The organism is Propioniferax innocua (assembly GCF_006716235.1).
GTDB classification, from domain to species: domain Bacteria; phylum Actinomycetota; class Actinomycetes; order Propionibacteriales; family Propionibacteriaceae; genus Propioniferax; species Propioniferax innocua.
The window spans coordinates 302,864-329,057 of the sequence record NZ_VFOR01000001.1; the positions used below are offsets into that span (position 1 = coordinate 302,864).

A 26,194-nucleotide genomic window follows, 5' to 3' on the forward strand; every position below is an offset into this window, starting at 1 on the left:
GGACCCGTCCGCTAGGACATTCAACCTTTGGCAGGTCTTTCGCAGGGCGCACGTCCAGCCATGTAGGGGAGATCTCGACAATGAGCGCGCTTTCTGCGTGCCGCATCAGCCCTTCTCTCACGCTAGGAGAGCAGGGCTTGAGTACAGCCTCGACAAGCTCCAACATCGCTGGCGAGAGACGACCGCCCACAACATCCAAATCCGCCATTTAACTCTCCTCAACGCCACGGAATGAAGTAAGCCCCAATGCGCGGTACACCGTCGATAACACGGCCTCTTACAACGACCGTTTGACCGCTGAGCCTGACCTGGGTTTCGTACACGCCCGGTGAAATTTTACCAGCAGATGATCCACACCTACCGACATGCGGCCCGGCGCCATGGCTGCAAGGTGATGGTCAAACTCATCGAGTCGATCAGCAACGGCGCACCAAAAAAACTGGTCGAGATCATCAGGCCGGGCAGGATGCTGAAGAAACGTGTCGGTAAAATACTGGCCTACTTCGCAACGACCTCACCGAGCAGTGAACGGACGACTCGAGCACCCTGCGACAGTGCGCTCGCCTTCCGTAACCTCGTCCACTACACCGCCCAAGCATTACTCGAGACAAGAGGTGGGCGGTGTCAAGTCGTCGAAGCAACATGGGGCTTGCTGGCCAGTAGCCGAGCGAATGCCTCGTTGGGGGTGAGGTAGCCCAGTCGGCGGCGGGGCCGGTTGTTGATCTCCTCAGCGATGGTGGTGAGGTAGGGCTGATGGTCCGGGATCACGGTGCCCTTGGGGAGATACTCGCGGTAGAGCCGGTTGGTGTTCTCGTTGCTGGGTCGCTGCCAGGGCAAGTGGGGGTCGGCGAAGTAGACCGGCATCGATGTGGCTAGGGAGACCTTCGCGTGCTGGGCCATCTCGCTGCCCTGGTCCCACGCGAGTGACGCCTTCATCATTTGGGGCAGCTCGTTGAAGTACTCGATGACCGCGTCCGCGGTCGGACCGGCGTGCTTGGAGGGCAGGGCCAGCAGCCCAGTGAACCCGCTCATCCGCTCCACCAGCGTCGCAGCGCATGAGGCACCGTTCTTCCCGATGATCAGGTCCCCCTCCCAGTGCCCTGGCACCCGGCGCTCGGCGGCGTCCTCGCCCCGCTCGCTCAGGGGCACCATCTCGATGATCGGCCCGCCCCGGGACCGGCCGGTGGTGCGGGGCCGGCGCTTGGTGCGCTTGGACTGCAGGAAGATCCCCCGCCGGGCGAGTTCCCCGCGTGGGATCGCGTAGATGTACTGGTAGATCGCCTCACCGGAGACGGTGCGGCCCTGCGCATCAGGAGAGTTCGCCATACGGCCAACAGTCGGGTCTGTTGCCTCCAGGCGCAAGCGGCCAGCGATCTCGTTCGGCGTCCACGATGCGGCCAGGTCCGCATCCACCCTGGCTTGCAGCACCGGATCCCCCGCGACCTTCCGCTGCTGCGGACGGGCCCGGCGACGCTGTGCTCTCACGTCCGCGGTCACGGCTTGGTAGCCGCGGGTCTTCGTCGAGTTCCGGTGGAGTTCTCTGGAGATCACCGAGGGGCACCGCCCCAGGTGACGAGCGATCCTCCGCACCGACCAGCCCGCTTTCGACGCTGTCGAGATCTCCGACCTGTCACTGAACGACAACCCCCACTCGCGCCACCTGCGCACCTCACCGATCAGACCCCCGCCGACCGGGAGTGTTGCTTCGACGCTACGACACCGCCTCGGGCCACATATTGCATTGAGCACAAGGTCGACCGGCTGGCCCACAACCGGCTGCGCCTACGCGACCGCTGATCACTGCCCCGCCCCGAATCGCGCCGGGATGCCCCCATATTCCTTGCCAAACGGTGAGGATCATGGGGTACGGGCTCTGGGCTTGGAGCGGGGCCCGGCAGGGCTCCCGGTTCTTACTCATCACGAACAGGACATCGCAACGTCGGCAGGACAAGCAGATCAGGGCTGCGTTGCGCTTCTTGCATTGGGGCATTTCCGGTCGCAGTAGGCCCGGCTGGTCGGGTCCAAGTGAAGTACTGCGAAGGCGGACAGAAACAGTGCTCGCTTGAGGTGCTTGTTGCCGGATCTGGCGGGGGCTCGCCGTAGATGCTGGTGCCGGAGGTCGCGTCCGCCCCACGGGCACGAGGGATGGTCGCTAAGAGTCGAGCTTGGCCGGGGGTCACATTCCCGTGATGGCGCTATACCATATGCTCAGCTCAAGCGAGCCCTCTTGAAATAGCTAGTCTCTTCGGGAGTAGCATCCCCGAAACTGGGCAGCCCCTCCGACACCCTAGGTTTAGCCCAAGGCTCACCATAGACGCTCTTTCCGTTCCATGCGAGCCATCCGCCTTGGAAGTCCTGAAACGTCAGCCCGTCCTTCTTATACTCTCCAGTAGTAGGATACCCCAACTGACTACGCTCCCAGCCCATATTCGCCCAGTGGGACTTAATCTTCCCTTCAATGGGTTGCGCGCCAGTCTTCGGCGACCAATAGATGGAACCGTTTCGATACTGGAAGTGCTGCCCACACCCACCGTCACGAAGTCCACAAAACTCGTCAGTTCGGGGGTACCCGAAGCGTGACTTTTCCCAGCCCATCTCCCCCCACCGGTAACGAATCATTCCTTTGACAAGACGGGCCCCAACTTCTGGATGAAAATAGATGTACCCTTTTTGGAAACGTTGCAAGCATCCGCCATCACGCAGCCCACATATCTCGTCAGAGACAGGATAACCAAGACCCTTTTCCCATCCAGCGCTCCCGTATTTATTAAATATTTTTCCCCACACCGCATGGGCCCCAGAAGCTGGATGGTAGTAGACGTTTCCCCCTTGAAAGCGAGACACGCATCCATCACCCGAAAGCCCGCAGATTTCGTCTGCCGTAGGGTATCCGAGTCGACCGTTCTCCCACCCGAGATCCCCCCACTTTTCGCGGATTTTTCCCTTGATGTAGTGAGGCCCAGTTGCAGGCGACCAGTAGACCGACCCTTCGCTGAAAACCGTAAAGCACCCATCATTTTTCAAGCCGCATGACTCGTTCTTTTCAAGGGTTCGCCCAACCGAATCATTCACGACTCCCCAGTGATCAGTAATTGCAGATCCCTGATTGGGGCAAGAGGTTCCTTTCGACGGATTAAACCGCACGCTCATCGCCGCATTGGGTGCAGGACCAACGAGCTGCAGAAAAGACTTCGAGGCGAACCGATAGGCACATTTGTCCATGCCTACGGAGCGAACGAGTAGCTCATGACTCGGGGCCTTGGAGTGCTTTCCTTGAACAGTCAATGTTCCATCAGATGTGGATTCTACAGAGAGATTTACGTCAATAGGGCCAAACCAGGAAGCGCCGGGGCACAAGGGATTCCCGGCGCTCAGATGCACACCATGGTAAGCTCGCCCGGAAGTGCTAGGCCCCCCTTGACTGGTACTGTTGTCGCTCGCCTGCCCTGTCTTGATGACATTCTTCTCGGTATCATAGAGGCGCGTACTGTTGACATAGGAGCTAAACTCGCTCGAGTACTCATCCCCATCCCACGAATAGCTCAAACGTCCAGAAAGCTTAGAATTCTTGTAATCAGACTGGGTACTGGAGGAGAAATGGCGATTATTTCCATCGAAGTACGCGCCGTTTGGCGCGCTGTTTAGGCACCCCTCCGGTTTGGGGACGTACTGGAAGGGGATGAAGGATCGCCACTCCAGGGAGACCTCTTGTCTCGTGCGCTGAGGCGCTACATCTACCCTGCGCGGCGCCCTGGAGTCACCACTGCGCTCACCGGAACCGCCAGAAAGGGAGAATTGATCCCGCTCTTCTGCATAGATAGATACCCGATAGGAATACGACGATGGCTCATCTCCCTCTGCCTCCGGGTCATCTGCAGTGATTTCGTAGACATGCTCCTCAGCGGGTGGTACTGAGTCATCGATGAAATGGGGGTCAGTTGTATTGGCAATCAGACCTCCGTCCCGGAATACCTTCCAAGAGAGATCCCTCGTTTGCGGACCCCACCAGCCCAATGATACCCCTTGGTCACTCTCCACGGTCTGGACCGCTGGAACGTTGTGCTCAGCATTAGTTTGGGGTGGCGACACCTTCGTGTCTAGCTGCATGAGAGCCACGCTGCTGGAGTGGGTCTCCGTAGAATCGATCCGAACTACTCGAAGGGCATTTGGGGTCCCCCATGGAATTAGCGTCTGCCCACCATCTAATCGAGGCTCCGCCGTAGGGGTGGGCTCCGCCGTAGGGGTGGGCTCCGCCGTAGGGGTGGGCTCCGCCGTAGGGGTGGCCCCTGCGGGGGCAGCGTATACCTCATGCTCGTACGGCCCCTCGGGCCATGAGACCCCAACCCCCGCCTCGGTCAGAGTCAGAGTCGGTAACGGAGCCGGTGTTTCTGCAAGCGCTGGGGTGCTACTCGACCCCACTAGGATTGATGAAGCGAGGAGGGTGAAGCCGACTATCCAGGCAGTTGTTGTTCGCACACATGAGACGATAGAGCACATGAATGCGCGACGGGGACGAAGTATGGAAAATGAAGAACTCCTTACGCATTCCTGTTGGCCTAGGTGGGATCGGGTGGTGGGGAGCACAGAAGTCATGCTTGTCGCTCTAACCCTTGCGATATGCCTCGCGAGGCAACTGTCTGTGTCCCTGCTCTTGTTTTTGGCCGCTGCTGCGGTCCATGCCGCGCTAGGGATGCTGTGGCTGCGAACATGGTGGTGGTGGCCGTTGGCCGGGCTTCTGGCCTACGGCGTCGTGACTCCAGTAGTCGCACTCATGGCATTTTCGGGGGGGAACCTATCCGAGAAAGCAGCGATCTTGGCTCTGTCCTACATGTTCCTAGTGCCGTGGTGCTTCGGCCAACTCGCTCAACTCATCATCCGCGCATCTCAAGGCATTCCGACAAGGCATCCTTTACGACACGCACTTGCCACCGGCATAGTGCTCATTCTCTCAGCAGGATGGGGTTGGTGGCGCTGGGCTGGCCTGTGAGCGGGCATTGCGGGCGTGTTGATTAAGTTGATCCTGATCCAGATCAGCGTGGCGGTGAGGGTGATGCTGACACATCACCCCGCAGGGCTCAGCGCACCCGCTCATACGAGCGGGCCAGGGCGTCCTCATCGGGGCCGACGCAGATCTCCGGCTGCCCCGCGCCGCGCAGGAGCACGAAGCGCAGCGTCGACCCGCGGGTCTTCTTGTCCAGGGCCATCGTGGCGCGGAGTTCTTCCCAGGAGCCCTCGTGCCGCGTCGGCAAGCCGAGGGCGGTCAACTGCGAGCGATGCAGGTCGACGAAGTCCCGGTCACACCAGCCGAGTTCGGCGGCCAGTTCGGCGGCGTACACCATGCCGACGCTGATGGCCTCGCCATGACGCCAGGTGAAGCCCTCGGCCCGTTCGATCGCGTGACCGAGCGTGTGCCCGTAGTTGAGCAGTTCGCGCCCCACGCGAGAGCCGCTCGAGGTGGCCTCGCGGAGGTCACCGGAGACGACCTCGGCCTTCACCCGGATGCCACGGGTGATGAGTTCGGCCTGTACCGGATGGCCCGGGGTCATCGCCCCGTCCGGGTCGCCGGCGATGAGTCGGGTGATCTCGGGATCGGCGATGAATCCGCACTTGACCACCTCGGCGAGACCGGCGCGGATCTCATCGGCGGCGAGCGTGGCCAACATGTCCAGATCGCACAGCACACCGACCGGTTCGTGGAAGGCGCCCACGAGGTTCTTGCCTGCCGGGATGTTGATGCCGGTCTTACCGCCGACCGCAGCGTCGACCATGCCCAGCACGGTGGTGGGGACCGACACATAGCGGACTCCGCGCAGCCACGTGGCCGCCACGAACCCCGCCAGGTCGGTGGTCGCGCCGCCGCCGAAGCCCACCACGGCATCGCTGCGGGTGAATCCGAGCTCAGCGAGCCGATCCCACACCGACACCAACACCTCGGAGGTCTTGCCCGATTCGGCGTCCGGAACCTCGATGGTGACTGCCCCGGGAACCGTCTCACCCAGCCGCGTCGCCTGCTCGGTCAGGGTGGGCGGATGCAGCACCGCGACCCGGTCGCACCCGTTCACCAGTTCGGGAAGCCCCTCGAGGGCCCCTGAGGAGATGTCGACCCGGTACGGGCGCTCGGCGTTCACCTCGACGATCGTCATCGGTCGATCCCCAACTTCTCCAGGACGCGGGCCGTCACGGCTTCGGCATCCCCTTCGGATGCGTCGACCGGATGGGTCGCCACGGCCTCGTACAACGGTGTGCGTTCCCGCAACAACTGGGCCAGGCGTCCACGCACATTGCCCAGCAGCAGCGGCCGGGCCACGTTCATCCCGACACGATCGGCGGCCACCCCCGGGGGCACCTGCAGCCAGACCACCTGGTGCCCGCCCAGGGCGTCACGGATCTGGTCGTTCATCACCGCACCGCCTCCCAGCGAGACCACGGTGTCGGCCTCCTGCAGCGCGGCGAGGGTGTGTTCGCGTTCGAGTTCACGGAAGGCCGCTTCCCCGTCGACGGCGAAGATGTCGGAGATCTCACGCCCGGTCGCCGAGACGATCACCGCATCCACGTCGACGAACCGGTGCCCCAACCGTTCGGCCAGCAGCGCCCCGACCGTCGATTTGCCCGATCCGGGGGCCCCGACCAGGACGATGCTCACGCCTGCTCACCCCACACGCGCTCACCGAGCGCCAGTCCGCGGTCGGCGATGTCGGCGAGGTAGGCGTCGTGGTTGCGGCGCACCTCGTCCACCGAATCGCCACCGAACTTCTCCAGCACCGCTTCGGCGAGCACCAGGGCCACCATGGCCTCGGCGACGACGCCGGCCGCGGGCACCGCGCACACGTCGGACCGTTGGTGGTTGGCCTGTGCGGCATCGCCGGTGGTGGTGTCGATGGTGCGCAGCGCACGCGGGATCGTGGCGATCGGCTTCATCGCGGCACGGACGCGCAGCGGCGCACCGGTGGACATGCCGCCCTCGGTGCCGCCCGAGCGTCCCGAGACGCGTTCGATGCCGGTCTCCCCCGGCACGATCTCGTCGTGCACCAGCGAACCGCGGGTGCGGGCCAGGTCGAAACCGTCACCGAGCTCGACGCCCTTGATCGCCTGGATCCCCATGAGGGCCCCGGCCAGGCGGCTGTCGAGGCGTCGGTCCCCCGAGATGTGGGAGCCGAGCCCCGGCGGGAGGCCGTGCACCACGACCTCGACCACACCACCGAGGGTGTCGCCGTCCTTGCGGCAGGCCTCGATCTCGGTGATCATGCGGGCTGAGGTGTCCGGGTCGGCGCAGCGCACGGGGTCGGTGTCGATGCGTTCCAGATCGTCGGGGCCGGGCAGTGTGCCCTGCGGCACCGCGATGGGGCCGAGTTCGACGACATGGGAGAGGATGCGCACGCCGAGGGCCTGTTCGAGGAAGTTCATGGCGACGCGGCCCACCGCCACACGGGCGGCGGTCTCACGGGCCGAGGCCCGTTCCAGGATCGGGCGCGTCTCGTCCCACGCGTACTTCTGCATACCGACCAGGTCGGCGTGCCCGGGTCGGGGGCGCGTCAGCTTCTCCCCGCGGGCCTGGGCGGCCACGACCTCGGGATCGACCGGATCGGGCGACATCACCGTCTCCCACTTGGGCCATTCGGTGTTCCCCACCTGGATCGCCACCGGCGAACCGAGTGTGACGCCGTGCCGCACGCCCGCGATCATCGTGACCTCATCGGCCTCGAACTTCATGCGCGCCCCACGCCCGACGCCCAGCCGCCGACGCCGCAGGGCCTCGGCGATCTGCTCCGAGGTCACCTCGACATGGGCCGGAAGCCCTTCGACCATCGCCACGAGGGCCTGACCGTGGGATTCCCCGGCCGTCATCCAACGAAACATGTCCGACATCCTTTCAGAGGCGGCCGCGCGCGGCGATCTCGTCTCGCGCCGCCGTCAACGCCAGCTCCAGCGAAACGCTGCGGCCGGTGAACAACTCGATCTGGCCCAACGCCTGGGCCGCCAACAGGTCAAGTCCGTTGAGCACGGTCAGCCCTCGGGCTTCGGCGGCTCCGGCCAACGGCGTCGGCCACGGGTCGTAGATCACGTCGAACACCGCAGCGGACGCGGCGGCGATGCGTTCGGCGTGCACGGCACCGGCTGCGGCGGGCACCGTCGAGATCGCCAGGTCGTGGACGGTCCCCTCATCCGGCAGTGCGTCGAAGGCATGCACGCGGGTCACGACACCGAGCTCGCCGCCCAGCGTCCGAAGATCCTCGGCACGTTCGGGGCGCCGGCACCAGATCTCCACCTCGGCCGCACCGAGCCGGGACCCGGCGATCAACGCCGACCGTGCGGTCGCGCCATTGCCGACGAGCAGCAACCGCTCGATGCGCGCGATACCGCGGTCCGCCAGCGCGATCTCGAACCCGCTCACATCGGTGTTGTGGGCCATGGCGGAATCCGGACCGAACACCAGGGTGTTGGCGACGCCCCCGAGTGCCACGACCTCATCACCGACGCCGAGCCGTGCGGCGTCGACCTTGTGCGGCATGGTGACACTCAGCCCGCGCCACTCGTCCCTGTTCAGCCCGTTGACGAAACCGGGAAGATCTCCTTCGTCGATCTCGATGGCCTCATACGACCAGTCGAGCCCGAGATGGGCATAGGCGACCCGGTGGATGGCCGGTGACAGCGAATGGGCCACCGGCTTGCCGACGACCGCGCACTGCATCGGCGTCAGCACTTACCCGGGTTGTTCTGACACCACTGCTGGAACTTGCCGACGTTCTGCTGGTGCTCCTCGAACGTGTCGGCGAACGCCGTCTCACCGGTGTCCAGGTCGATGGCGACGAAGTACCTCCAGTTGCCATCGGCCGGGTTCGCCGCCGCTTCCAGAGCCTGGCGTCCCGGGGCGCTGATCGGCCCCGGAGGCAGGCCCGGGTGCACATAGGTGTTGTACGGCGAGGGGTTGGCGCGCTCCTCGTCGGTGGTGGTGGCGCCAGAACCGCGGGGCTTGTTGTTGGCGTACTCGACAGTGGTGTCGAGTTCGAGCTTCTGCCCGTCATCCAAACGGTTGTAGAGGACGCGCGCCACCTTGGGGCGGTCCTCGGGACGGCGCACCTCGGCCTCGATGATGCTGGCCACGGTGACGATCTCACGCGGACTGCGGCCGAGCTCGTTGGCCTTTTTCTCCAACTCGATGTCGGTGGCGACCTTGGTGAAGTGTTCGGCCATCAACGTCGCGGCCAGCTTGGGGTCGCCGCCGGTGACATCGTAGGTGTCGGGAAACAGGAAACCCTCCGGGTTGCCCTCGGCCCATGGACTGAGCTTGTAGCTCGCGGGATCCTCGAGCGCCGCCTTCACCTCATCCTCGGGCCGTTCGAGCTGCTCGGCGAGTGCGGCCACCTGCTCGTTGAGTCGCAGACCCTCCACGACGGTGAACTTCTTGGCGTCCTGCACACCGGCATCGATCAGAGCCTGCAGGGCGTCCGATGCCTTCATCTTGGTCTTGAGCTTGTACGTGCCCGCCTGAAGATTCTCCGACTTCGGGTTCTCCCGGGTCGCCTTGTCGAACGCTTCGGCGGAGGCGATCACGTCCTCCTCCTCGAGGATGCCGCCGATCTGCGACAGCGTCGATCCCATGGGGATCTCGACGGTGACGTCCTCCTCGCCCGGACCGGGGTAATCGTCGACGGCGAACGCGCCGGTGACCGCTTCACTCACCTTGGAGTAGGCATACCAGCCACCTCCGAACAGGATGGTCAATGCGACCAGCACCGCCAACCCGCTCTTCACCTGACGAGAGATATCGCCTGACTTCTCGCTCACGAGCGTTCCTCCTCGGTGACGAGTGGACCGGGCGGCCCACCAGTCTGTCGTTCGATCTCCAGCGCGTGCTCCAGGATCGTGACCGCGGCTACCTGATCGATCACCGATCGCTGGTTGCGTTCGGATCGACCCGACGCCCGCAGCACATTCGCCGCACTCACGGTCGTCAGGCGTTCGTCGACGAATCGTACCGGAACGTCCCCAACGGCCCGCGCGAACGACACAGCATGCGAACGGATCCGCTGCGCCGACGGCCCCTCGCCGCCGCGTAGGGAACGGGGCAGCCCGATCACGATCTCGATCGGTTCGTACTCCTCGACCAGCGCCACCAGTTCATCGATGGAACGCGCATTGCCGGGCACGGTGGTGACGGGCGTGGCGATGATGCCCTGCGGATCGCAGGACGCCACCCCGATGCGGACGCTGCCCCAGTCGATACCGAGACGGCGTCCGATCCGGAATCCGTCGCTCACGCGGCGTCCACCGCCGCTTCGACCGACGCCAGTGCCTTGTCAATACCGGTGGAATCGGACCCGCCGCCCTGGGCCAGGTCGTCCTTGCCGCCGCCGCGGCCGCCGAGTGCGGCGCAGGCGTCCTTCACCAGCGCGCCGGCGCGCAGTCCACGTTCACGGGCCCCCGTCGTGGTGGCCACCACGACGGCCGGCTTCTCGTCGGTGCCGCCGACGAGGGCCACGACGCCGGGGCGATCGCCCAGTCGGCCACGGATCTCCTGCGCCAGTTGACGCAGGTCTCCGCCACCGACGCCGGCGACATGCTGGGCCACCACCGCGACACCGCCGCGATCCTGAGCGGATTCGACGAGACCGGCGGCGTTCCCGAGGATCTCCTTGCTGCGATGAGCCGCCAGCTGCTTCTCGGCGTCCTTCAGGTCGGCAACGAGCTTGCCGACGCGCTCGGTCAACTGATCGGGCTGGACCTTCAGCATCCCCGAGAGGTTGCTGACCAGCGCGCGTTCGGCCGCGAGGTGGCGGAAGGCGTCGGTGGAGACGAAAGCCTCGACGCGACGGACCCCGGACCCGATCGACTGCTCGTTGAGGAGCGTCAGGAGTCCGATCTGCGAGGAATGCCGCACATGCGTGCCGCCACACAGCTCCCGCGACCACGGCCCATTCATCTCGACCATGCGCACCATGTCCGGGTACTTCTCACCGAACATCGCCATGGCCCCCATCTCCCTGGCCTCATTGAGGGGCAGCGTCTGGCTGGTGACCTCATGGTCGGCGGTGATCGCCTCATTGGAGCGCCCCTCGATCTCGGCACGCTGGTCGGCGTCGAGCCCGTGGGTGGACTGGAAGTCGAAACGCAGGTAGCCGGGCTTGTTGTACGAACCGGACTGCACCGCCGTCGGTCCGACGGTCTCCCGCAGCACGGCGTGCACGATGTGCGTGGCCGAGTGTGCACGGCAGGCTCCGGCGCGATGATCGGCATCCACGCGGGCGTGCACCTGCTGATCGACGGTGACCTCGCCCGAGACCACCTCGACACGGTGGACGATCAGCCCCTGCACCGGCGATTGGACATCCACGATCTTGAGCTCCAGGCCGGGCGCGGTGATCGTGCCGCGGTCGGCGTCCTGGCCGCCGGATTCGGCGTAGAACGGGGTGGTGTCCAGCACGATCTCGACCACAGAACCTGCGGATGCGGCCGGAACAGAGGACCCGGCGTCCACGATGCCCAGCACGCGGGCGTCGGTCTCGAGTTCGGTGTAACCGATGAACGTCGATTCCCCACCATGACGCAGCTCGCGGTAGGCCTCGACGTTGGTGGCACCACCCTTCTTGGCCTTGGCATCGGCCTTGGCCCGTTCGCGCTGTTCGGTCATCAGACGTGAGAACTCGTCGCGATCGACCTTGAGCCCATGTTCGGCAGCCATCTCCATGGTCAGGTCGATGGGGAACCCGTAGGTGTCGTGCAACTGGAACGCCTGGGCTCCCGGCAGCACCGACGCCTGGGACTTCTTGGCGTCCGAGACGGCGACATCGAAGATCTGGGTACCGGCCTCGAGCGTGCGTCGGAAGGCATCCTCCTCGGCGTAGGCCACATCGCTGATCCGCTGCCACTGCTCGGCGATCTCGGTGTAGGAGTCGGCCATCACGTCACGGCTGAGCGGGAACAGCTCCGGCAGGACCGGGTCGGTCACCCCGAGCAGACGCATCGCCCGCACCGCGCGACGCAGCAGGCGACGCAGCACGTAGCCGCGTCCCTCATTGCCGGGGGTGACGCCGTCGTTGATGAGCATCATGCCCGAGCGCACGTGGTCGGCGACGACGCGCAGACGCACGTCCGAGGTGGCGTCGGCGCCGTACTCACGACCCGAGAGTTCGGCGGCGCGTGAGATGACCGGGAACACCTGGTCGATCTCGTACATGTTCTGCTTGCCCTGCATCAGGTAGGCGACGCGCTCCAGCCCCATGCCGGTGTCGATGTTGGGTCGCGGCAGGGGGCGGGCGACGTCGAAGTCGGTCTTGGAGCGGACGGTCGCGAGCTCCTCCTGCATGAACACCAGGTTCCAGAACTCCAGGAAGCGATCCTCATCGGCCTCGGGGCCGCCGTCGGGTCCGTACTCGGGGCCGCGATCGAAGTAGATCTCCGAGCAGGGGCCACCGGGGCCCGGCACACCCATGTTCCAGTAGTTGTCGGCGAGACCCCGATGCTGGATGCGATCGGCTGGCATACCCACCGACTTCCAGTACGCCTCGGCCTCCTCATCGCCGTCGAGCACCGTCACCCAGATGCGTTCGGGATCGAAACCGAGATTGCCGTCCTCCACCGCACCGGTGGAGAACTCCCACGCGTAGGCGATCGCCTCTTCCTTGAAGTAGTCGCCGAAGGAGAAGTTGCCGTTCATCTGGAAGAACGTGCCGTGACGGGTGGTCTTGCCCACCTCCTCGATGTCGAGCGTCCGCACACACTTCTGGACGCTCGTGGCCCGCGCGTACGGAGCGTCCTCGGCGCCGATGAAGTAGGGCTTGAACGGCACCATGCCGGCATTGACGAACAGCAGCGTCGGGTCGTGATGCATCAGCGACGCCGAGGGAACCTCTGTGTGATCGTTCCTGACGAAGAAGTCGAGGAAACGACGCCGGATCTCGGCTGTCTTCATGCTGGGTGTCCTTTCACGACGACCGAATGCTGTGGGTGTGTTGTGGTGCTGGAAGGCCGCGGTTCAGTTGCGGACGCGTCGCGGTGCCCGTCCGAGAGGTTGACCGGCGTCGACCGCGGGTGTGTACGGCTGGTGGATGGTGAGTTCGTCGAGGCGCCGTTTCTCGTCCAGTCGTTCGCCGACGCCGACACGCGCTCCCCGAACGAACCGGCCCATGCGCTCACGTGAATCGACGAGCTGACGTCCGACCATCACCCCGATGCGCTCGGGGGTGAGCTTCTTGAGTTCGCGTCGACCGCGGATCGTCGCATACACCCCGACACCCGCACCCAGCACGAACCAGAGTCCTCGTCCCATGCTCTCCCTCGGTCCTCATCGATTGGTCTGATCGAACGCCTTCACACTTTAGTGCACGCCTCCCTAGTCTGTGACCGTGAAGCAAACCACCGGGCAGCACGGTCTGCGCCAAGCCGTCACGCTGGCGCTGCGCGGCGCCTTCGTGGACCCGGTGCGCACCGGACGTCCACGCATCGAGGGGCTCCCGATGGTGGTCGGGGTCTCTTCGGCGGCAGCGCTGACGCTCATCGTGCTGACCCTGCTCTGGCGTCTGCTCTCGCCGATCCTGCCCGACCCCGTCACGTCGGTTGGCGACGCGACCTCCCAGATCGTGGCGATCCTCATCGTGTTCATCGGCGGGCATCTGGCGTCACACGGGCTGCGGTGGCGTTGGCGCATCCCCCTGTGGGGGTTCCTCGCCGTCCTGCATCTGGTGGCCGCCATCGCCTTGGTGTTTGGCCTGATCGACGCATCGGCAGGTGCAGTGGTGACGTTGCTGGTCCTGGGTCTGGTGGGGAACGTGCTGCTGCTCATCGGGACGGTCTTGGGCGTCCGCCGCCCGGGCTCGCCGTGGTCGGTCACGCTGGTGCTGGTGGCGCTGGCCCTGAACCTCGCCCCCGCCTTGTTCACGAGCTTCACCACGACCAACCCTGGGGTGCGGGAGAGCGCACCCATGCTGTTCATGCTCCTGATCCTTCTGCCCGCCCTCGCCCTGGCCCTGGCCGGATCGGTGTCCTTGGCGTCGCTGTCGGTGAACATCTCTCAATGGTCCACCTTGGGATTCCGCGACGTCCGGCGTCCACGTTCCACCCGCATCGCCTGGATGGCCACCGCCCTCATCGGCCTGGTCGGTGGAGGCCTCGCCTGGTGGCTCGAAGGCTTGGAAGTGCAGGCGGCGGCGTCGAATGGTGCGGTCCTGATGGCCGGGCTGGTGTTTGCGTGGCTGGCCCTGAAGCTGGCGAGCCGCAGGACTCCGCAGCGGCATGCCCACCCGTCGGATCTGGCCGAGCATCTCGCCGAGATCGCCATGCCGCTGGGCGTCTTGCTGGGCATCGTGGGTGTGGTCGTTCCAGGAATCGCAAGCTTGGTGTGGATGTACCAGGAGGGCATCTTCGCCGACCAACTACAAGCCGTCCAGGAAACCGGGACCTACACCGTCCACGACCTCTCCGAATCGGACCTCGCCCAGATCCCCTCGGTGGTCACGGCGGCCAACATCGCCCACATCGTCGCAGGCATCGTGATCACTGCGGTGATGCTCATCGCAGCCCGACGTGGACGCATGGTCACCACTGCCATGCTGGGCCCGGTTGCCATCTGCTTCGTCGCCGCCGGGGTGATCGGCACGCACGAACGATGGGAGCTGTCCCAGACGGTCCTGGCGACGCTGCTCGGCGTCGTGGTCGCCGCAGCGGTCCTCGCGACGCGAAATCGCCTCGATGAACGCGGCTGGACCCTGGCTCTCATGGCCCAGAGCCTGTGTGCACTGTGGCCCTGGTACCCGATGTTGTTGGAACCGCTCGGCATCCTGTCCGACGGCCAGGGGCTCGTGGTCCTCATCGTCGGTCTGCTGTGGTTCCTGATCACCGAGGCCGAATACGTGAATGCGACAGGCGACCCGGCGACGCGAGGGTCTCGCCTCATGTTGTTCTGCGCCCACACCGGAACACTCGTCCTGTTCGCCTTCCTCGTCGACGACACCTTGGGCGCCTCCTATTGGGAGACGTTCGACATATCACTGTTGACGGTCGCGATTCCGCTCGCGGTCATCGCACTCCTCGGGCTCCTGGCCCGGCGTCATATCGACCCGGATCCACGGATCGCGGCCGCCGAGGCACGTTCCGACGGTTCAACCGTCACGCCCCAGGAGCTTCCGCACGATCGGTAGCCGCTGGGCGATCGCGGCCTCGTGGCCGTGTTCGGTGGGCTCGTAGTAGCGCGCGTCGGCGAGGTCCTCGGGCAGGTAGGTCTGCTTCGCGATGGCGTGCGGCTGGTTGTGGGCGTAGACGTAATCCTTGCCGTGCCCCAGTCCTTTCGCCCCCGGGTAGTGGGCATCCCGCAGATGCAGGGGCACCGCGCCGCCACGCCCGGCCTCCACATCGGCCACGGCCTTGTTCAGCCCCATGTACGCCGCATTCGATTTGGGAGCCATGGCGCACGCCACCGTCGCTTGGGCGAGGTTGATCCGCGCCTCGGGCATGCCGATGAGCTGGACCGCCTGCGCGGCGGCGACGCACGTCTGCAGACAGCTCGGGTCGGCCATGCCGATGTCCTCACTCGCGGAGATCACGAGCCGCCGCGCGATGAACCGTGGGTCCTCCCCGGCCACGACCATGCGTGCCAGATAGTGCAGTGCGGCATCGACATCGGAGCCGCGGATCGACTTGATGAACGCACTGGTGACGTCGTAGTGCATGTCGCCGCCGGCGTCGTAGCGCACGCTCGCACGATCCACCGCCGCCTCCACATGCTCGGTGGTGATCGTCGTCTCCCCCGATGCTTCGGCTCCGGCGGCGGCCTCCTCCAGATAGGTGAGGACGCGACGGGCGTCCCCCGAGGCGAACTGGCGAATGGCTGTTCGCGCGTCGTCGCTGAGCTCGAAGCGCTCGGCGCCGGTGGGATGCAGGCCTCGCTCGTCGGTCAGGGCGCGGGTGATCAGGGTGTCGATGTCGTCATCGGTGAGCGGTTTGAGCGTCAGCAGCAATGACCGGGAGAGCAGCGGGGAGATCACCGAGAAACTCGGGTTCTCGGTGGTGGCGGCGATGAGCGTCACGATGCGGTTCTCCACCGCGGGAAGAAGTACGTCCTGCTGCGCCTTGGAGAAACGGTGCACCTCATCGACGAACAGCACCGTGCGCACCATCTTGGCCAGATCCTTTCGGGCGCGGTCGAGTACGGCCCGCACGTCCTTGACTCCGGCGGTGACGGCGGAGATTTCGACGAACTTCGCGTCGGTGGACTGCGACACGACCGAGGCGATGGTGGTCTTGCCGACGCCTGGCGGGCCCCACAGGAAGACCGACATGGCCGTGGTGCCCGACGCCAACCGCCGCAGGGGTGAGCCGGGGGCGAGCAGGTGCTGTTGGCCCACGATCTCGTCGATGGTGCGGGGACGCAGCCGGACCGCCAAGGGGGCTCCGGCGTGCTCGGTGTCGGTCAGGCTTCCGCCGGTGCCGGGCATCCTGTCGCCCGAGGGCTTTCCCTCCACCGGGTTGCCGAAAAGGTCCTCTTCCACGTGTCGAGCCTAGCCCCACCCACCACCCCTGTGAGCAGACTCACTCCGTTAGCCTTTATGTGCCTTGATTGTCAAGGGGTAAGCCAAAACATCTCACATGGAGAGATCGATGTTGATCGCTGCGCAAATCATCATGGTCCTGACTCTTGTTCTCATGGTCTGGGGCAAGACGCCGCTGTACTCCACCGCCGTGATCGGTTCGGCCCTGGCCGCACTGGTGGCGGGAATCCCCATCATCAGTTCCGATGAGGAGGCCACCACCATCCGAACTCTGATCGGTGATGGCCTCAACCCGGTGATCGCCGACATGGCCGGTGTTCTGGTGTTCATCGGAATCATGGAAGCGGTCGGGTTCCTCGACGTTCTGGTGAAAGCGATCATCCGACTCGGCAACCGGTTCGGCGGCGGCCCCGGCGTGGCCAGCTCCGGCGGCATCGCCGCAGGTCTGATCGGCGCGTTCACCGGTTTCACCCAGCCGGCCATCACCGCCGTGGTCACGGGGCCAGCCTCCACCAAACTTGGCGTCAGCCCCAGCAAGTCGGCCGGTGTGCACGCCCATGCCGGGCACCTCGGAAATTTCGCAGGATTCACCCATCCGACGCTGTTGGCCGTGATCGCCACCGCCGGTATCAAGTTCGGCTGGATCAATGTCATCGGTCTGGCCACGGCACTGACGATCTTCGGAGTGTCGTTCCTGCGCATGCGCGGAGACCTCAAGGGCAAGGAGATCTCCGGGGAGGAACGTGACGAGGTGATGAAGCAGTTCGCCCCCGAGGAGGGCGAACCTTCGGTCTGGTTGGCGCTCCTGCCGTTCGTCCTTCTCGTGATCGGTTTCGCGCTCGGCTACCCGGTCTTCGCCGTCGGCTTCGTCGTCTCGGTCATCGTCATGGCTCTGGGCCGCTACAACCCGCTCAAGGGCGAAGAAGAGATGCTGAAGTCCGTCCAGCGTGTCGCTGTTCCCCTGATCGCCACCGTCGGCTTCCTGTTCATGTCGGGGGTCATCGGTGAGATCGGCATCGTGCCGCTGATGGCGGGATTGTTCGAGCCGCTGCTGACGAGCATGCCCATCCTGACTCTGGTGCTGGTGTCGGCGGTGGCCGGGCTGCTCACGCAGTCCAACTCTGCGTCGGCTGCCATCATCCTGCCCTTCCTCACCTTGGTCATGGCACAGGACGGCATCAATCCGCTCGCTGCTGCGGCTGCTGCGGCAGGCCCCACGGCCGTGATGCAGTACTTCCTGACCGGTGGCCCGGTCGCCGCCCTCGCGACGGCCATCCCGGTGATCCCCGGATCGGATCTCAAGACCGCGAACCGCTTCCAGCGCCCCTCGATCCTGGCCGGTCTGGGATTCGTGGGTGCTCTGGCCATCGTCCTCGGGTTCTTCTGATCCGCCCCACCTGAGCTGAAAGGAACATCAGACATGACACCCCGAATCGCTGTCGGTGCGCTGGGCGGCACCATCGCCATGGCCGCCGACACTCCCGGAGGAGCGGTCTCCCCCAAGCTCGATGCAGACTCCCTCGTGACCGCCGTACCCGGGTTGGACGAGGTCGCCTCGATCGAGGCGAAGACCTTGGCCTCGCTCCCCTCTCCTTCGGTGGGCCCCGCCGAGGTGCGTGCAGCGCTTGAGTTCGCTGAAGCCTCCATCGCATGCGGAGCCGATGGAGTGGTCATCACCCATGGCACCGACACGCTCGAGGAGACCGCCTATCTGCTCGACCTGTGTTGGTCTCACCCCGAGCCGCTCGTCGTGACCGGGGCCATGCGGCATCCCGAAGCGATCTCTGCGGACGGACCGGCGAATCTCCTCGCAGCCGCCCTGACCGCATCGAGCCCGGCCGCACGAGACATGGGCGTGCTGGTCTGCCTCGACGACACGATCCTGGCGGCCCGGCATGTGACGAAGTCCGATTCCACGTCCTTGGCCACCTTCGTGGCACCGGGCTGGGGCCCTCTGGGGCGGATCGTGGAGGGGCAGGTGCGCATGGCCACCCGGCCCGTCGGACGTTTCGAGGCCCTGCCCATGCCCGGCACCGACGTCATCGACGTGGCGTATCACGAGGCACTCCTGGGCGACGACGGCCGACAACTCACCGCGGTGATCGCGTCCGGCCCCCGTGGATTGGTGCTTTCGGGGGCAGGTGGCGGGCATGTCTCACAGACGGCGGCAGAGCCGCTGGTGAAGGCATTGGACGAGGGCCTCCCGGTGGTGTTCGGCACACGGACCGGTGGTGGTTCCAGCATGGTCTCCACCTACGGCTACCCCGGATCCGAGGAGCACCTGATCGCACATGGCGCCATCGGTGCCGGTTTCCTGCATCCACGGAAGGCTCGGCTGCTCCTGCACGTGCTTCTCGAAGCAGGGTATGCCGTGCCCGAGATGCGGGAGGTGTTCTCTTCACGCGGAGCCTGACCGGTCGCTACGGTGGAGCCATGCCGAACAATCCGTTTGCCAATCTGGATGATCTTCCGCTGTTCGAGCTCACCAGCCACGACATCGCCGATGAGGGTGAGATGCCCTTGGCCAACTGCTCGGGGCTCATGGGCGTCGAGGGCGGTGAGGATGTCTCCCCGCACCTGAGTTGGAAGGGCGCTCCCGACGAGACGAAGTCGTACGTCGTCACGTGCTTCGACCCCGATGCACCCACCCAGGCCGGGTTCTGGCACTGGGCCGTCGCCAATATACCGGCGTCGGTGACCGAGCTTCCGGCCAATGCCGGCGATCCGGACGCCGGGCTGCTCCCCGACGGCGCACTCACCGTGCCGAACGACCTTCGTCAGCCGCGTTACATCGGCGCGGCTCCGCCGGCCGGGCATGGGCCACACCGCTACTTCTTCGTGGTCCATGCCCTGGACGTCGAGAGCCTCGAAGGAGTCGACGGCGATTCGACACCGACGTTCCTGGCGTTCAACGTGTTCAGCCACGCGATCGCCCGGGCCTATCTCGAGGTCACCTTCGAGCAGTGATTCCCCACCGGCAGGTGATGTTCTAGCCTGTCGACATGGCGAAACTCGTACTGACCGCAATCGGGCGCGATCGGGCCGGCCTGGTGCAGGCCCTGTCCAGTTCCTTGGATGCTCATGCCGGGAACTGGCTGGAAAGTGAATTCCTGCACCTGGCCGGGCATTTCGCCGGTATCGCCCTGGTCGATGTGCCCGACGCCGACGTGCAGGCCTTCACCTCATCGGTCTCGAAACTCGAGGATTCAGTGGGGCTGCGGGTGGAGGTCACCACAGGTGAGCCCAAGTCAGTGCCGACGCCCGAGCCGGCCGCCGGTGAGGCCGAGCGGTTGAAGCTCCATCTGCTCGGTCAGGACCGGCCCGGCATGGTGCGTCAGGTGACCTCAGCGCTCGTCTCACAGCAGGTGACCATCGAGGAGTTCAGCTCATGGACCCGCAGCGCCCCTGAAGGCGGCGGCACCCTGTTCGAGGCCGAGGCACTGATCCAGCTCGCCGAAGGCACCGAAGCCGCCAAGGTGCGTGACGCCCTCGAGCAGATCGCCAGCGAACTGATGGTCGACCTGGAACTCTCGTAAGTCATCCGTCACCACCGTGCGGTGAACATCATGTGATGCTCACCGCACGGCACAGAGGACCCCCGTCAGACTCCGCGACTTGCGGGCTCGGGCTGCTCCGTCACCCGCTCGGCCACAGGCCTGCCGAAAATTGTTGACCTCTCCGCTTCTGGGACAGGATCGATCTCACCCGCTTGTACCTTTTCGCGATGACCATTGATCTCGCGGCGCAGGACATTGGACAGGAAGTAGATCCCGACAAGATTTGGAATTGTCACCAAGAAGAAGAGCGCGTCAGAGAACCGCACCACCGTTTCGAGGGTCACCGCCGATCCGAGGACAATCATCGTCAAGTAGACGACGTCATACACACGTTCGGCCACACGGCTTCGGTTGAACACAAAGCCAGCCGCCTTGCGTCCGTAGTACGAGAACGCCAGCACCGTTGAGAATGCGAACAAGGCAATGCACACCGTTAAGAGCCACGGAAAGATGGCATGCACCGTGGCAAAGGCATCGGTGGTGAGTGCGACACCGTCGCTCTCGGATGACTTGTACTCCCCGGTGACGATGATCGCCAGTGCTGTCATCGTGCACACCACGACGGAGTCGATGAACGGTTCCCAGGAGGCCACCATGCCTTCCGCAGCAGGCCGACGATTCTTGGTCGCAGCATGAGCCATCCCTGCGGTTCCCACACCTGCGGCATTCGAGAACAGCGCCCGCTGGATTCCAACGACCATGACCCCGACGACGCCACCGGTCACCCCTTCTCCGGTGAACGCGCCGCTGAAGATGAGACCGAGCGACTCGGGCACATGCTGAATGTTGACGCCCAATACGACGAGGACACAGCCGATGTAGAGCACAGCCATGATGGGTGTGATGCGGCCGGTCCACTGTGCGATCTTCTTCAGACCACCGAGTATCACGATGCCGACCACAGTAGCCAGCACCACTCCGATGAGCCAGCCTCGCTCGGCGAACCAACTCGCCTCGCCGCCAGTGGCCCCGATGATCTGGGCGGTCATCTGATTCGACTGGAAGATATTGCCAGCTCCAGTGGCTGCAACCATCATGCAGGCCCCGAAAATCAATGCCAGGACTCGACCAAGCCGCGGGCGACCGATATCGGCAAGACCATCGCGCAAGTAATACATGGGGCCCCCATCGATGGTTCCATCGATGTTGACGCGCCGGTACTTCTGGGCCAGCGTCGCCTCAGACATCTTCAGGGCCATGCCGAACATCCCTGACACGATGATCCAAAACACTGCTCCCGGACCACCCACGGTGATGGCCACTGCAACACCTGCGATATTTCCCAAACCAACGGTTCCTGACAGCTCTGTGGCCAAGGCTTGGAAACTGGTTACCTCACCTTCGTCGTCATATCGGCTGAATCGGCCCCGAAGGATATCCAAGGTATGCCTCAGATCACGCCAGGGCCTCATTCTCAGCCAAAGGGTCAGGAACAGTCCACCCGCAGTCAGCCAGATGACCAGCAAGGGCACCGAAAGTGCACCGAGCGTCAACTCGTAGAAGACGATCGCCTCCAGCACATCGACCACTGGGCCGAACCAACTCTGTATCCACGCATCGATCGAACTTCCTGTCAGGGGCATCATTGCCACCACTCACCTTTCGATTCTTCACAGTTGTGCACCGCGGCGACCCGCTTCATTGCAGTACCCACGGCTGCATGATCAAACGATGTTCAGTTCAGGCCGCCATGTATTTCCAGCAAAACGGTCGGCATTAAAGGACGAGACATCAACGAAGGGCTGCTCACCGCGAACAAGATCACGCATCACTTCGCCGATCGCTGGACCCTGAAGGAAGCCATGTCCTGAAAAACCAGCCGCATAGAAGAATCCGGGCACCGCACTGGATTGCCCGATCAGGGCGTTATGGTCAGGCGTGTTCTCATACAGGCCCGCCCAGCCGGAGCAGAAACCCACATCTTGAAGATGAGGGATCCGCCTTTCCATGGCGCCACACAGGTCCTCCAGCCAATCGTCGCTCATGGACGTACAGAATCCGGGCTCCTCTCCCCGGTATGACATCCCCATCAGCAACCCAGGCCCTTCGTTGTGAAAGTAAAGCCCGGTGCGATGATCGATCGTGAATGGCGTGTCGGCGGCCAGGCCTTCAATGGGCTCGGTGATGAGAATCTGACGCCGGAGCGGTTCGATCGGGAGTGTGACACCGGCCCATTCCCCCACCTCCTTGGACCAAGCACCTGCGGCGCAGATGACCGTATCGGTGGCGATCGGGCCGGCTACCGTCTGCACTCCGGCAATTCGCCCGTCGACGATGTCGATGTCTGTGGCCGCGCAACCGCTGATGAGTCTCGCTCCGGCTTTCCTGGCGGCACGGACATATCCGACAACCACTGATTCGGGAGTGCAATGGCCATCGCGTGGCGTCCATGCCGCAGCGACCAAGTCACCGGTGACCGCCTGGGGGGAGAGCTTCTTTGCCTCGGCAGGAGAGATTATGTGCGATTCAAGCCCCAATCGCGTCTGAAGCTCTGCATTCGCGGTGAACATGTCGACTGCTTCATCATCGTCGAGCAGAAAAAGGTAGCCGACCTGATGCAAGTCGATAGCCTGATCGAAGAGCGTCTCGAAGTTCTCGAAGATCTCAAGGCTTCGTGCCCCGAGTTGGACGTTCACCTCATCGGAGAATTGAGCACGGATACCTCCTGCAGCTCTGCACGTGGAAGCTTCGCCGAACCCTCCCTTGTCCAAAAGCACCACGTCACGGATCCCGGCAGCCGCAAGCTCATAGGCAGTGGCCACCCCCATGATGCCTCCGCCGATTATCACCACGGATGCCTGCTTCGGAATGGTGGTCATGGTCGTTCCTTTCAGGCCGCCAGATGTGACACGCCGAGTTTCTCCATCGCGGCCTCGAGCGATGCACGCGATTGCGCGGCGTAGAGATCGTGAGGGTCGGTGATGGCTCGCCCCATGGCGCGGGCCAGCCACTCTTCATCACGTTCGATGGCGTTCTGGGACTCGTCCTTGGAGCCACGATCAGTGAGATTGGAATCGAAGATTCCTGCCGCCGAACGCGGTAGGAAGTCCTCATAGACGATGGGCGTGGCAGTGATGTGGCCACTGTCCAACAAGGCGGAAAAGGTCCCCGGCAGCGGCCCCTTCTGATCAGGGTGTGCGGTGTAGGTGAAGTAAGCCAGTTCTCTCCTGCAGAGCTCCTCCTCACTGGGGCACCGTTCCTCCCATACTTCGCGCGCCACGTCGACGCGAGTCACCCGAGGATCGACTCTGCGGCGATCCACCAGCCGACGGTCGGTTTCGGCCACCATCTCGTCATAGAGATCACGACCCGCCGGCGTGAGCGCTATGCCCCGTTGCTCCACCTCCCCGAACCGAACACGTAATTCACCAGTCGACAGGCTTCCATCCGTTTCGCGAAAGGTACGCTTCTCGGCCAACGCGCGGAACGAGGTCTGGCGCAACAGCAAGTCGGGAAAATCACCACCGGGCGGCCCCTGCACCTCGGCGATCATTTCGAAGCCACGCTCCTGCATCGAGGCGTACAGGTCATCGATATCCAGCACGCGGGGCGTCAGGTGATTGATATGAGTCGATTCCACCCCTCCGATGTCGGCCGCGACCCCGGAGACCCTGCCCAATTCTTCGTACCATGCCCGGTCTACCGGAATATCGGACAGCTCGAAAGCACCGACCGCGAGATCCAAGAAACGGTCAGCGTCGGCAGAAGCCAGCCCCCCGTCAACCTCAGCACGGTCTGCCAGCTCGAGCAGTTCGTCGTCGAAGAGAGTTCGCGCCGCCAGAAATTCCTTGAGCCGAGACTCCTGATCCTCTGAGAAGAACCGTCGATCTTCGGGGATCAGCATCGAAGTGAACACCCGGAAGGGGTTGCGCGCTAGCTCCTCAGGGGCATGCGGGCGAAACGCAGTGGATACCACAGGTACCGGCTGCGGGTAAGCGTCTCGAAGATCGTAAAAGCCCGTCGGGTACATACCGCAGGCACCGAAGATGCGCGCTGCCTGCGACAGCTCTTCGGGGGAGCCGACGCGAATGGCACCATGCCGCTCTGCCGTCACCCGGTCAATGGTGCCGAGGCGCTCGGCAGAGGCCTTTTGGGTATCCATCACACGTTGATTGACTTCTGCCGAGACGTCCACAAGGGCGTTGTAGGCCGGCACCTCAGAACCGTAAAGCTCCGACAGTCGAACGGCGAAGCGAGCGCGTAGCTCCACAGGAAGGATGAAGGACATCTGTGCCTCCAGAACGACGATGTACTGGCTGACTGTGACCAGCATCACTAGGAGTGGAGGCTCATGCCAAGGCCTTCAAGCCATGCCATTCGTGATGGTGGCGTAAGCGCTGCTTATGCTGACAGGCCGCAACAGTGGCTCAGCCCTCTGGAAGGCTGATGCCGGGAATATCCTCAGCCAGCTCACCCGCGGCCACGAGAAGTCCTCTGATCGCTTCAGGGACAGCCGCATTGGTCATTGTTCGACGGTGCACGATATCGATCCGGCGATAGATCGGCGCGGCCAATGGACGAGAAACAGCCCCCTGCCCCTCCCGAACTGCAAGTGATGGCATCAGAGCTATCCCGAGATCAACCGAAACCAGTCCCCGGATGACCGCATAGTTGTTCGAACGGTAATCCACCTTCGGAATAAAGCCATGTTGCGCGGCCAATGCTTGAAGACACTGCGTCCCATCCGCAGAGTCAGAGGTGTTAATCCACATCTCTTCGCTCAATGTCGCCATGTCGAGCACCTCGCGTTTGGCCAAGGGGTTCCCCTCGGCAACCATCACCACGACCTCGTCGATGAGCAGCGGGATCGCGGTGAGGGTCCGCGGATAGGCACGCGGAACGAGGTCGTAGCGGTAGACCAGCCCGAGGTCCAGCTCACCATCGGCGAGGAGTGTCAAAATCATCTCCGGCTCACCCTCGTCCAGCTGCAATGCGAGCTCCGGATACAGCTCACGGCGCGCGGAAAGCCATCGCGGGAGCAGTCGGGAATTGATCGTCGGAAACGACCCGACACGCAACAGCCCCGCAGACCCGCCCACCATCTCGGCCACTTTGTTCTCCAGGTCTTCCATGTCTGCCAGCACAGCGCGAGCATGTGTAGCCAGCACCATCGCTGCGGGCGTGGGGGTCACACTATGAGCTTCACGCTCAAACAGCGTGAGGCGACTGGCCCGTTCCAAGGCGGCCATCTGCTGGGAAATCGCTGAAGCCGTGAAGTTCAACGATCGAGCGGCATCGGCGAACGACCCTGTTCGCAGAACCGTGACCAGTGTATGAAGGTGCACAGGGTTCAACACGACTGCAGGGTAACCGTCAGCAGGTGCGCCGTGCATACGGCCTTGGCCCGAATGGATCAATGGGCCAGACTGCCATTGTCGACAACCGATCATCGCAGGCGGACAATCACCATGACGAACCAGACATCCCGTCCCCAGACCCTCACGCGGATGACCCTCAAGGACTCCGCAGAGGAGTTGGTGCGTGGCGCGCTTCTCGACGGGTCCATGCAGCCCGGAGAGATCTACTCAGCCAACGCACTTGCGCGTCGCCTGGGCGTCTCCAACAGCCCGGTCCGCGAGGCCATGATGGCCTTGGCTGCGCGTGGCCTGCTCGACCCCGTTCGCAACCGTGGATTCCGAGTCGTTCGCTTCACTGAACAGGACAAACAGGAGGTGTACGACCTCCGATGCCATATCGAAGTTGAAGCCGTGCGCCGGGTGGCTGCGCAGAGAATCGACCCTGAAGATGCCTCAGCTCTTCGAGATCACGCGAGGCAGACACTCCACTTGGCGAAGAACGCCGATCTCACAACGTACCTGAACGCTGATCATGCTTTTCACCTCGATATCGTCGGGCGTCTGGGCAACAATCGCTGGCTTGAATTCGTCGCCACTTTGCGTGACCAGGCCCGCATCAACGGCGCATACGCCTATCTACAGGACCATGCCGGACTCATGCAGAGCGCACGAGAACACATCGAGATGGCCGAAGCGATAGCAGACGGCCAACCCGACCGCGCTGCCGAAGTGATGCTGAAGCACCTGGAGTACGCGCGCCCCACCTGAGCACAGATCTGCTTGACTCTTGACAGTCGGCATCTGCCCCGCAATGGTGGTTATCGATAACTGGCTACCATTCGAGCGTCGAGGACGACGC

At 64.0% G+C, this 26,194-nt stretch carries 21 protein-coding genes and 1 pseudogene; 6 read left to right on the top strand and 16 right to left on the bottom strand.

The genetic code is table 11. The features are described 5' to 3' along the window. Positions 1 to 624: 624 nt before the first annotated feature. The 11 genes and pseudogenes from FB460_RS01370 to FB460_RS01420 all read right to left on the bottom strand — a co-directional run bounded on the left by FB460_RS01370 (position 625) and on the right by FB460_RS01420 (position 13,267). A complete protein-coding gene (locus FB460_RS01370; protein WP_142092338.1) occupies positions 625 to 1,668 on the bottom strand; it encodes an IS30 family transposase in 1,044 nt (347 codons plus the stop codon). A gap of 217 nt (positions 1,669 to 1,885) precedes the next feature. Then, positions 1,886 to 2,117: pseudogene (locus FB460_RS01375) on the bottom strand (IS110 family transposase); the annotation flags it as partial. Positions 2,118 to 2,208: 91 nt separating this feature from the next. Continuing rightward, a complete protein-coding gene (locus FB460_RS01380; RefSeq protein ID WP_170209899.1) occupies positions 2,209 to 4,107 on the bottom strand; it encodes an LGFP repeat-containing protein in 1,899 nt (632 codons plus the stop codon). 968 nt (positions 4,108 to 5,075) lie between these two features. Further along, entirely contained in the window at positions 5,076 to 6,143 is a 1,068-nt protein-coding gene (gene aroB / locus FB460_RS01385) for a 3-dehydroquinate synthase (RefSeq protein ID WP_142092340.1), read from the bottom strand. Then, the gene (locus tag FB460_RS01390; RefSeq protein ID WP_142092341.1) at positions 6,140 to 6,643 is read right to left on the bottom strand and encodes a shikimate kinase; all 504 of its coding nucleotides are present in this window, start codon (positions 6,641 to 6,643) and stop codon (positions 6,140 to 6,142) included. Before FB460_RS01390 ends, aroB begins: the two co-directional genes overlap by 4 nt. Then, positions 6,640 to 7,857 (bottom strand): chorismate synthase, encoded by a 1,218-nt coding sequence (gene aroC, locus FB460_RS01395; RefSeq protein WP_142092342.1) that lies wholly within the window; start codon positions 7,855 to 7,857, stop codon positions 6,640 to 6,642. Before aroC ends, FB460_RS01390 begins: the two co-directional genes overlap by 4 nt. A gap of 13 nt (positions 7,858 to 7,870) precedes the next feature. Beyond that, positions 7,871 to 8,701 carry a shikimate dehydrogenase gene (locus tag FB460_RS01400; protein ID WP_246044195.1) on the bottom strand — a complete coding sequence of 277 codons (831 nt, stop codon included), beginning with the start codon at positions 8,699 to 8,701 and terminating at the stop codon, positions 7,871 to 7,873. Continuing rightward, positions 8,695 to 9,786: an endolytic transglycosylase MltG gene (gene mltG / locus FB460_RS01405; RefSeq protein WP_142092343.1), complete on the bottom strand. Its 1,092-nt coding sequence runs from the start codon at positions 9,784 to 9,786 to the stop codon at positions 8,695 to 8,697. The genes FB460_RS01400 and mltG overlap by 7 nt, the downstream gene beginning before the upstream one ends. Then, the gene (gene ruvX, locus FB460_RS01410) at positions 9,783 to 10,259 is read right to left on the bottom strand and encodes a Holliday junction resolvase RuvX (RefSeq protein WP_142092344.1); all 477 of its coding nucleotides are present in this window, start codon (positions 10,257 to 10,259) and stop codon (positions 9,783 to 9,785) included. Before ruvX ends, mltG begins: the two co-directional genes overlap by 4 nt. Next, a complete protein-coding gene (alaS, locus tag FB460_RS01415) occupies positions 10,256 to 12,910 on the bottom strand; it encodes an alanine--tRNA ligase (protein WP_142092345.1) in 2,655 nt (884 codons plus the stop codon). The genes ruvX and alaS overlap by 4 nt, the downstream gene beginning before the upstream one ends. A gap of 63 nt (positions 12,911 to 12,973) precedes the next feature. Beyond that, positions 12,974 to 13,267: a DUF6167 family protein gene (locus tag FB460_RS01420; protein WP_142092346.1), complete on the bottom strand. Its 294-nt coding sequence runs from the start codon at positions 13,265 to 13,267 to the stop codon at positions 12,974 to 12,976. A gap of 76 nt (positions 13,268 to 13,343) precedes the next feature. Between FB460_RS01420 and FB460_RS01425 the strand changes: the two genes are divergently transcribed. Then, a complete protein-coding gene (locus FB460_RS01425) occupies positions 13,344 to 15,134 on the top strand; it encodes a hypothetical protein (protein ID WP_142092347.1) in 1,791 nt (596 codons plus the stop codon). Here the strand turns inward: FB460_RS01425 and FB460_RS01430 are convergent. Beyond that, positions 15,096 to 16,427 carry a replication-associated recombination protein A gene (locus FB460_RS01430; protein WP_142093291.1) on the bottom strand — a complete coding sequence of 444 codons (1,332 nt, stop codon included), beginning with the start codon at positions 16,425 to 16,427 and terminating at the stop codon, positions 15,096 to 15,098. The genes FB460_RS01425 and FB460_RS01430 overlap by 39 nt on opposite strands. 163 nt (positions 16,428 to 16,590) lie before the next feature. On the opposite strand from FB460_RS01430, the gene FB460_RS01435 reads away from it, so the two are divergent. The 4 genes from FB460_RS01435 to FB460_RS01450 are packed head-to-tail and all read left to right on the top strand — an operon-like array spanning position 16,591 to position 20,017. Then, positions 16,591 to 17,868, top strand: coding sequence for a transporter permease (locus tag FB460_RS01435; RefSeq protein ID WP_142092348.1), 1,278 nt, complete (start codon positions 16,591 to 16,593; stop codon positions 17,866 to 17,868). 33 nt (positions 17,869 to 17,901) lie between these two features. Next, a complete protein-coding gene (locus FB460_RS01440) occupies positions 17,902 to 18,894 on the top strand; it encodes an asparaginase (protein ID WP_142092349.1) in 993 nt (330 codons plus the stop codon). Positions 18,895 to 18,914: 20 nt separating this feature from the next. Then, the gene (locus FB460_RS01445; RefSeq protein WP_142092350.1) at positions 18,915 to 19,448 is read left to right on the top strand and encodes a YbhB/YbcL family Raf kinase inhibitor-like protein; all 534 of its coding nucleotides are present in this window, start codon (positions 18,915 to 18,917) and stop codon (positions 19,446 to 19,448) included. 35 nt (positions 19,449 to 19,483) lie between these two features. After that, positions 19,484 to 20,017 carry a glycine cleavage system transcriptional repressor gene (locus FB460_RS01450; RefSeq protein ID WP_142092351.1) on the top strand — a complete coding sequence of 178 codons (534 nt, stop codon included), beginning with the start codon at positions 19,484 to 19,486 and terminating at the stop codon, positions 20,015 to 20,017. A gap of 65 nt (positions 20,018 to 20,082) precedes the next feature. Here the strand turns inward: FB460_RS01450 and FB460_RS01455 are convergent, their stop codons facing one another. The 4 genes from FB460_RS01455 to FB460_RS01470 form a co-directional block, all read right to left on the bottom strand. Further along, complete coding sequence (locus FB460_RS01455) at positions 20,083 to 21,567, bottom strand: alanine/glycine:cation symporter family protein (protein ID WP_211345785.1); 1,485 nt, start codon at positions 21,565 to 21,567, stop codon at positions 20,083 to 20,085. Between the two features lie 135 nt (positions 21,568 to 21,702). Beyond that, on the bottom strand, positions 21,703 to 22,857 hold the full coding sequence (locus FB460_RS01460; RefSeq protein ID WP_211345786.1) for an NAD(P)/FAD-dependent oxidoreductase: 1,155 nt from the start codon (positions 22,855 to 22,857) through the stop codon (positions 21,703 to 21,705). 11 nt (positions 22,858 to 22,868) lie between these two features. Continuing rightward, positions 22,869 to 24,311, bottom strand: a complete 1,443-nt coding sequence (gene hglS, locus FB460_RS01465) for a 2-oxoadipate dioxygenase/decarboxylase (protein ID WP_246044196.1) — start codon at positions 24,309 to 24,311, stop codon at positions 22,869 to 22,871. A 94-nt stretch (positions 24,312 to 24,405) separates the two neighbouring features. Next, on the bottom strand, positions 24,406 to 25,335 hold the full coding sequence (locus FB460_RS01470; RefSeq protein ID WP_170209900.1) for a LysR family transcriptional regulator: 930 nt from the start codon (positions 25,333 to 25,335) through the stop codon (positions 24,406 to 24,408). 111 nt (positions 25,336 to 25,446) lie between these two features. On the opposite strand from FB460_RS01470, the gene FB460_RS01475 reads away from it, so the two are divergent. Then, entirely contained in the window at positions 25,447 to 26,103 is a 657-nt protein-coding gene (locus tag FB460_RS01475) for a GntR family transcriptional regulator (protein ID WP_142092353.1), read from the top strand. The last annotated feature ends 91 nt before the right edge of the window (positions 26,104 to 26,194 follow it).

Excerpts from the sequence above, each read along its gene's own strand:
- FB460_RS01450 (WP_142092351.1), top strand. The coding sequence starts at position 19,484 with ATGGCGAAACTCGTACTGACCGCAATCGGGCGCGATCGGGCCGGCCTG.
- FB460_RS01440 (WP_142092349.1), top strand. The coding sequence starts at position 17,902 with ATGACACCCCGAATCGCTGTCGGTGCGCTGGGCGGCACCATCGCCATG.
- FB460_RS01430 (WP_142093291.1), bottom strand. The coding sequence starts at position 16,427 with ATGCCCGGCACCGGCGGAAGCCTGACCGACACCGAGCACGCCGGAGCC.
- FB460_RS01380 (WP_170209899.1), bottom strand. The coding sequence starts at position 4,107 with ATGCAGCTAGACACGAAGGTGTCGCCACCCCAAACTAATGCTGAGCAC.
- FB460_RS01475 (WP_142092353.1), top strand. The coding sequence starts at position 25,447 with ATGACGAACCAGACATCCCGTCCCCAGACCCTCACGCGGATGACCCTC.
- hglS (WP_246044196.1), bottom strand. The coding sequence starts at position 24,311 with ATGCTGGTCACAGTCAGCCAGTACATCGTCGTTCTGGAGGCACAGATG.
- FB460_RS01420 (WP_142092346.1), bottom strand. The coding sequence starts at position 13,267 with ATGGGACGAGGACTCTGGTTCGTGCTGGGTGCGGGTGTCGGGGTGTAT.
- aroB (WP_142092340.1), bottom strand. The coding sequence starts at position 6,143 with ATGACGATCGTCGAGGTGAACGCCGAGCGCCCGTACCGGGTCGACATC.
- aroC (WP_142092342.1), bottom strand. The coding sequence starts at position 7,857 with ATGTTTCGTTGGATGACGGCCGGGGAATCCCACGGTCAGGCCCTCGTG.
- alaS (WP_142092345.1), bottom strand. The coding sequence starts at position 12,910 with ATGAAGACAGCCGAGATCCGGCGTCGTTTCCTCGACTTCTTCGTCAGG.
- FB460_RS01445 (WP_142092350.1), top strand. The coding sequence starts at position 18,915 with ATGCCGAACAATCCGTTTGCCAATCTGGATGATCTTCCGCTGTTCGAG.
- FB460_RS01460 (WP_211345786.1), bottom strand. The coding sequence starts at position 22,857 with ATGACCACCATTCCGAAGCAGGCATCCGTGGTGATAATCGGCGGAGGC.
- FB460_RS01435 (WP_142092348.1), top strand. The coding sequence starts at position 16,591 with ATGTTGATCGCTGCGCAAATCATCATGGTCCTGACTCTTGTTCTCATG.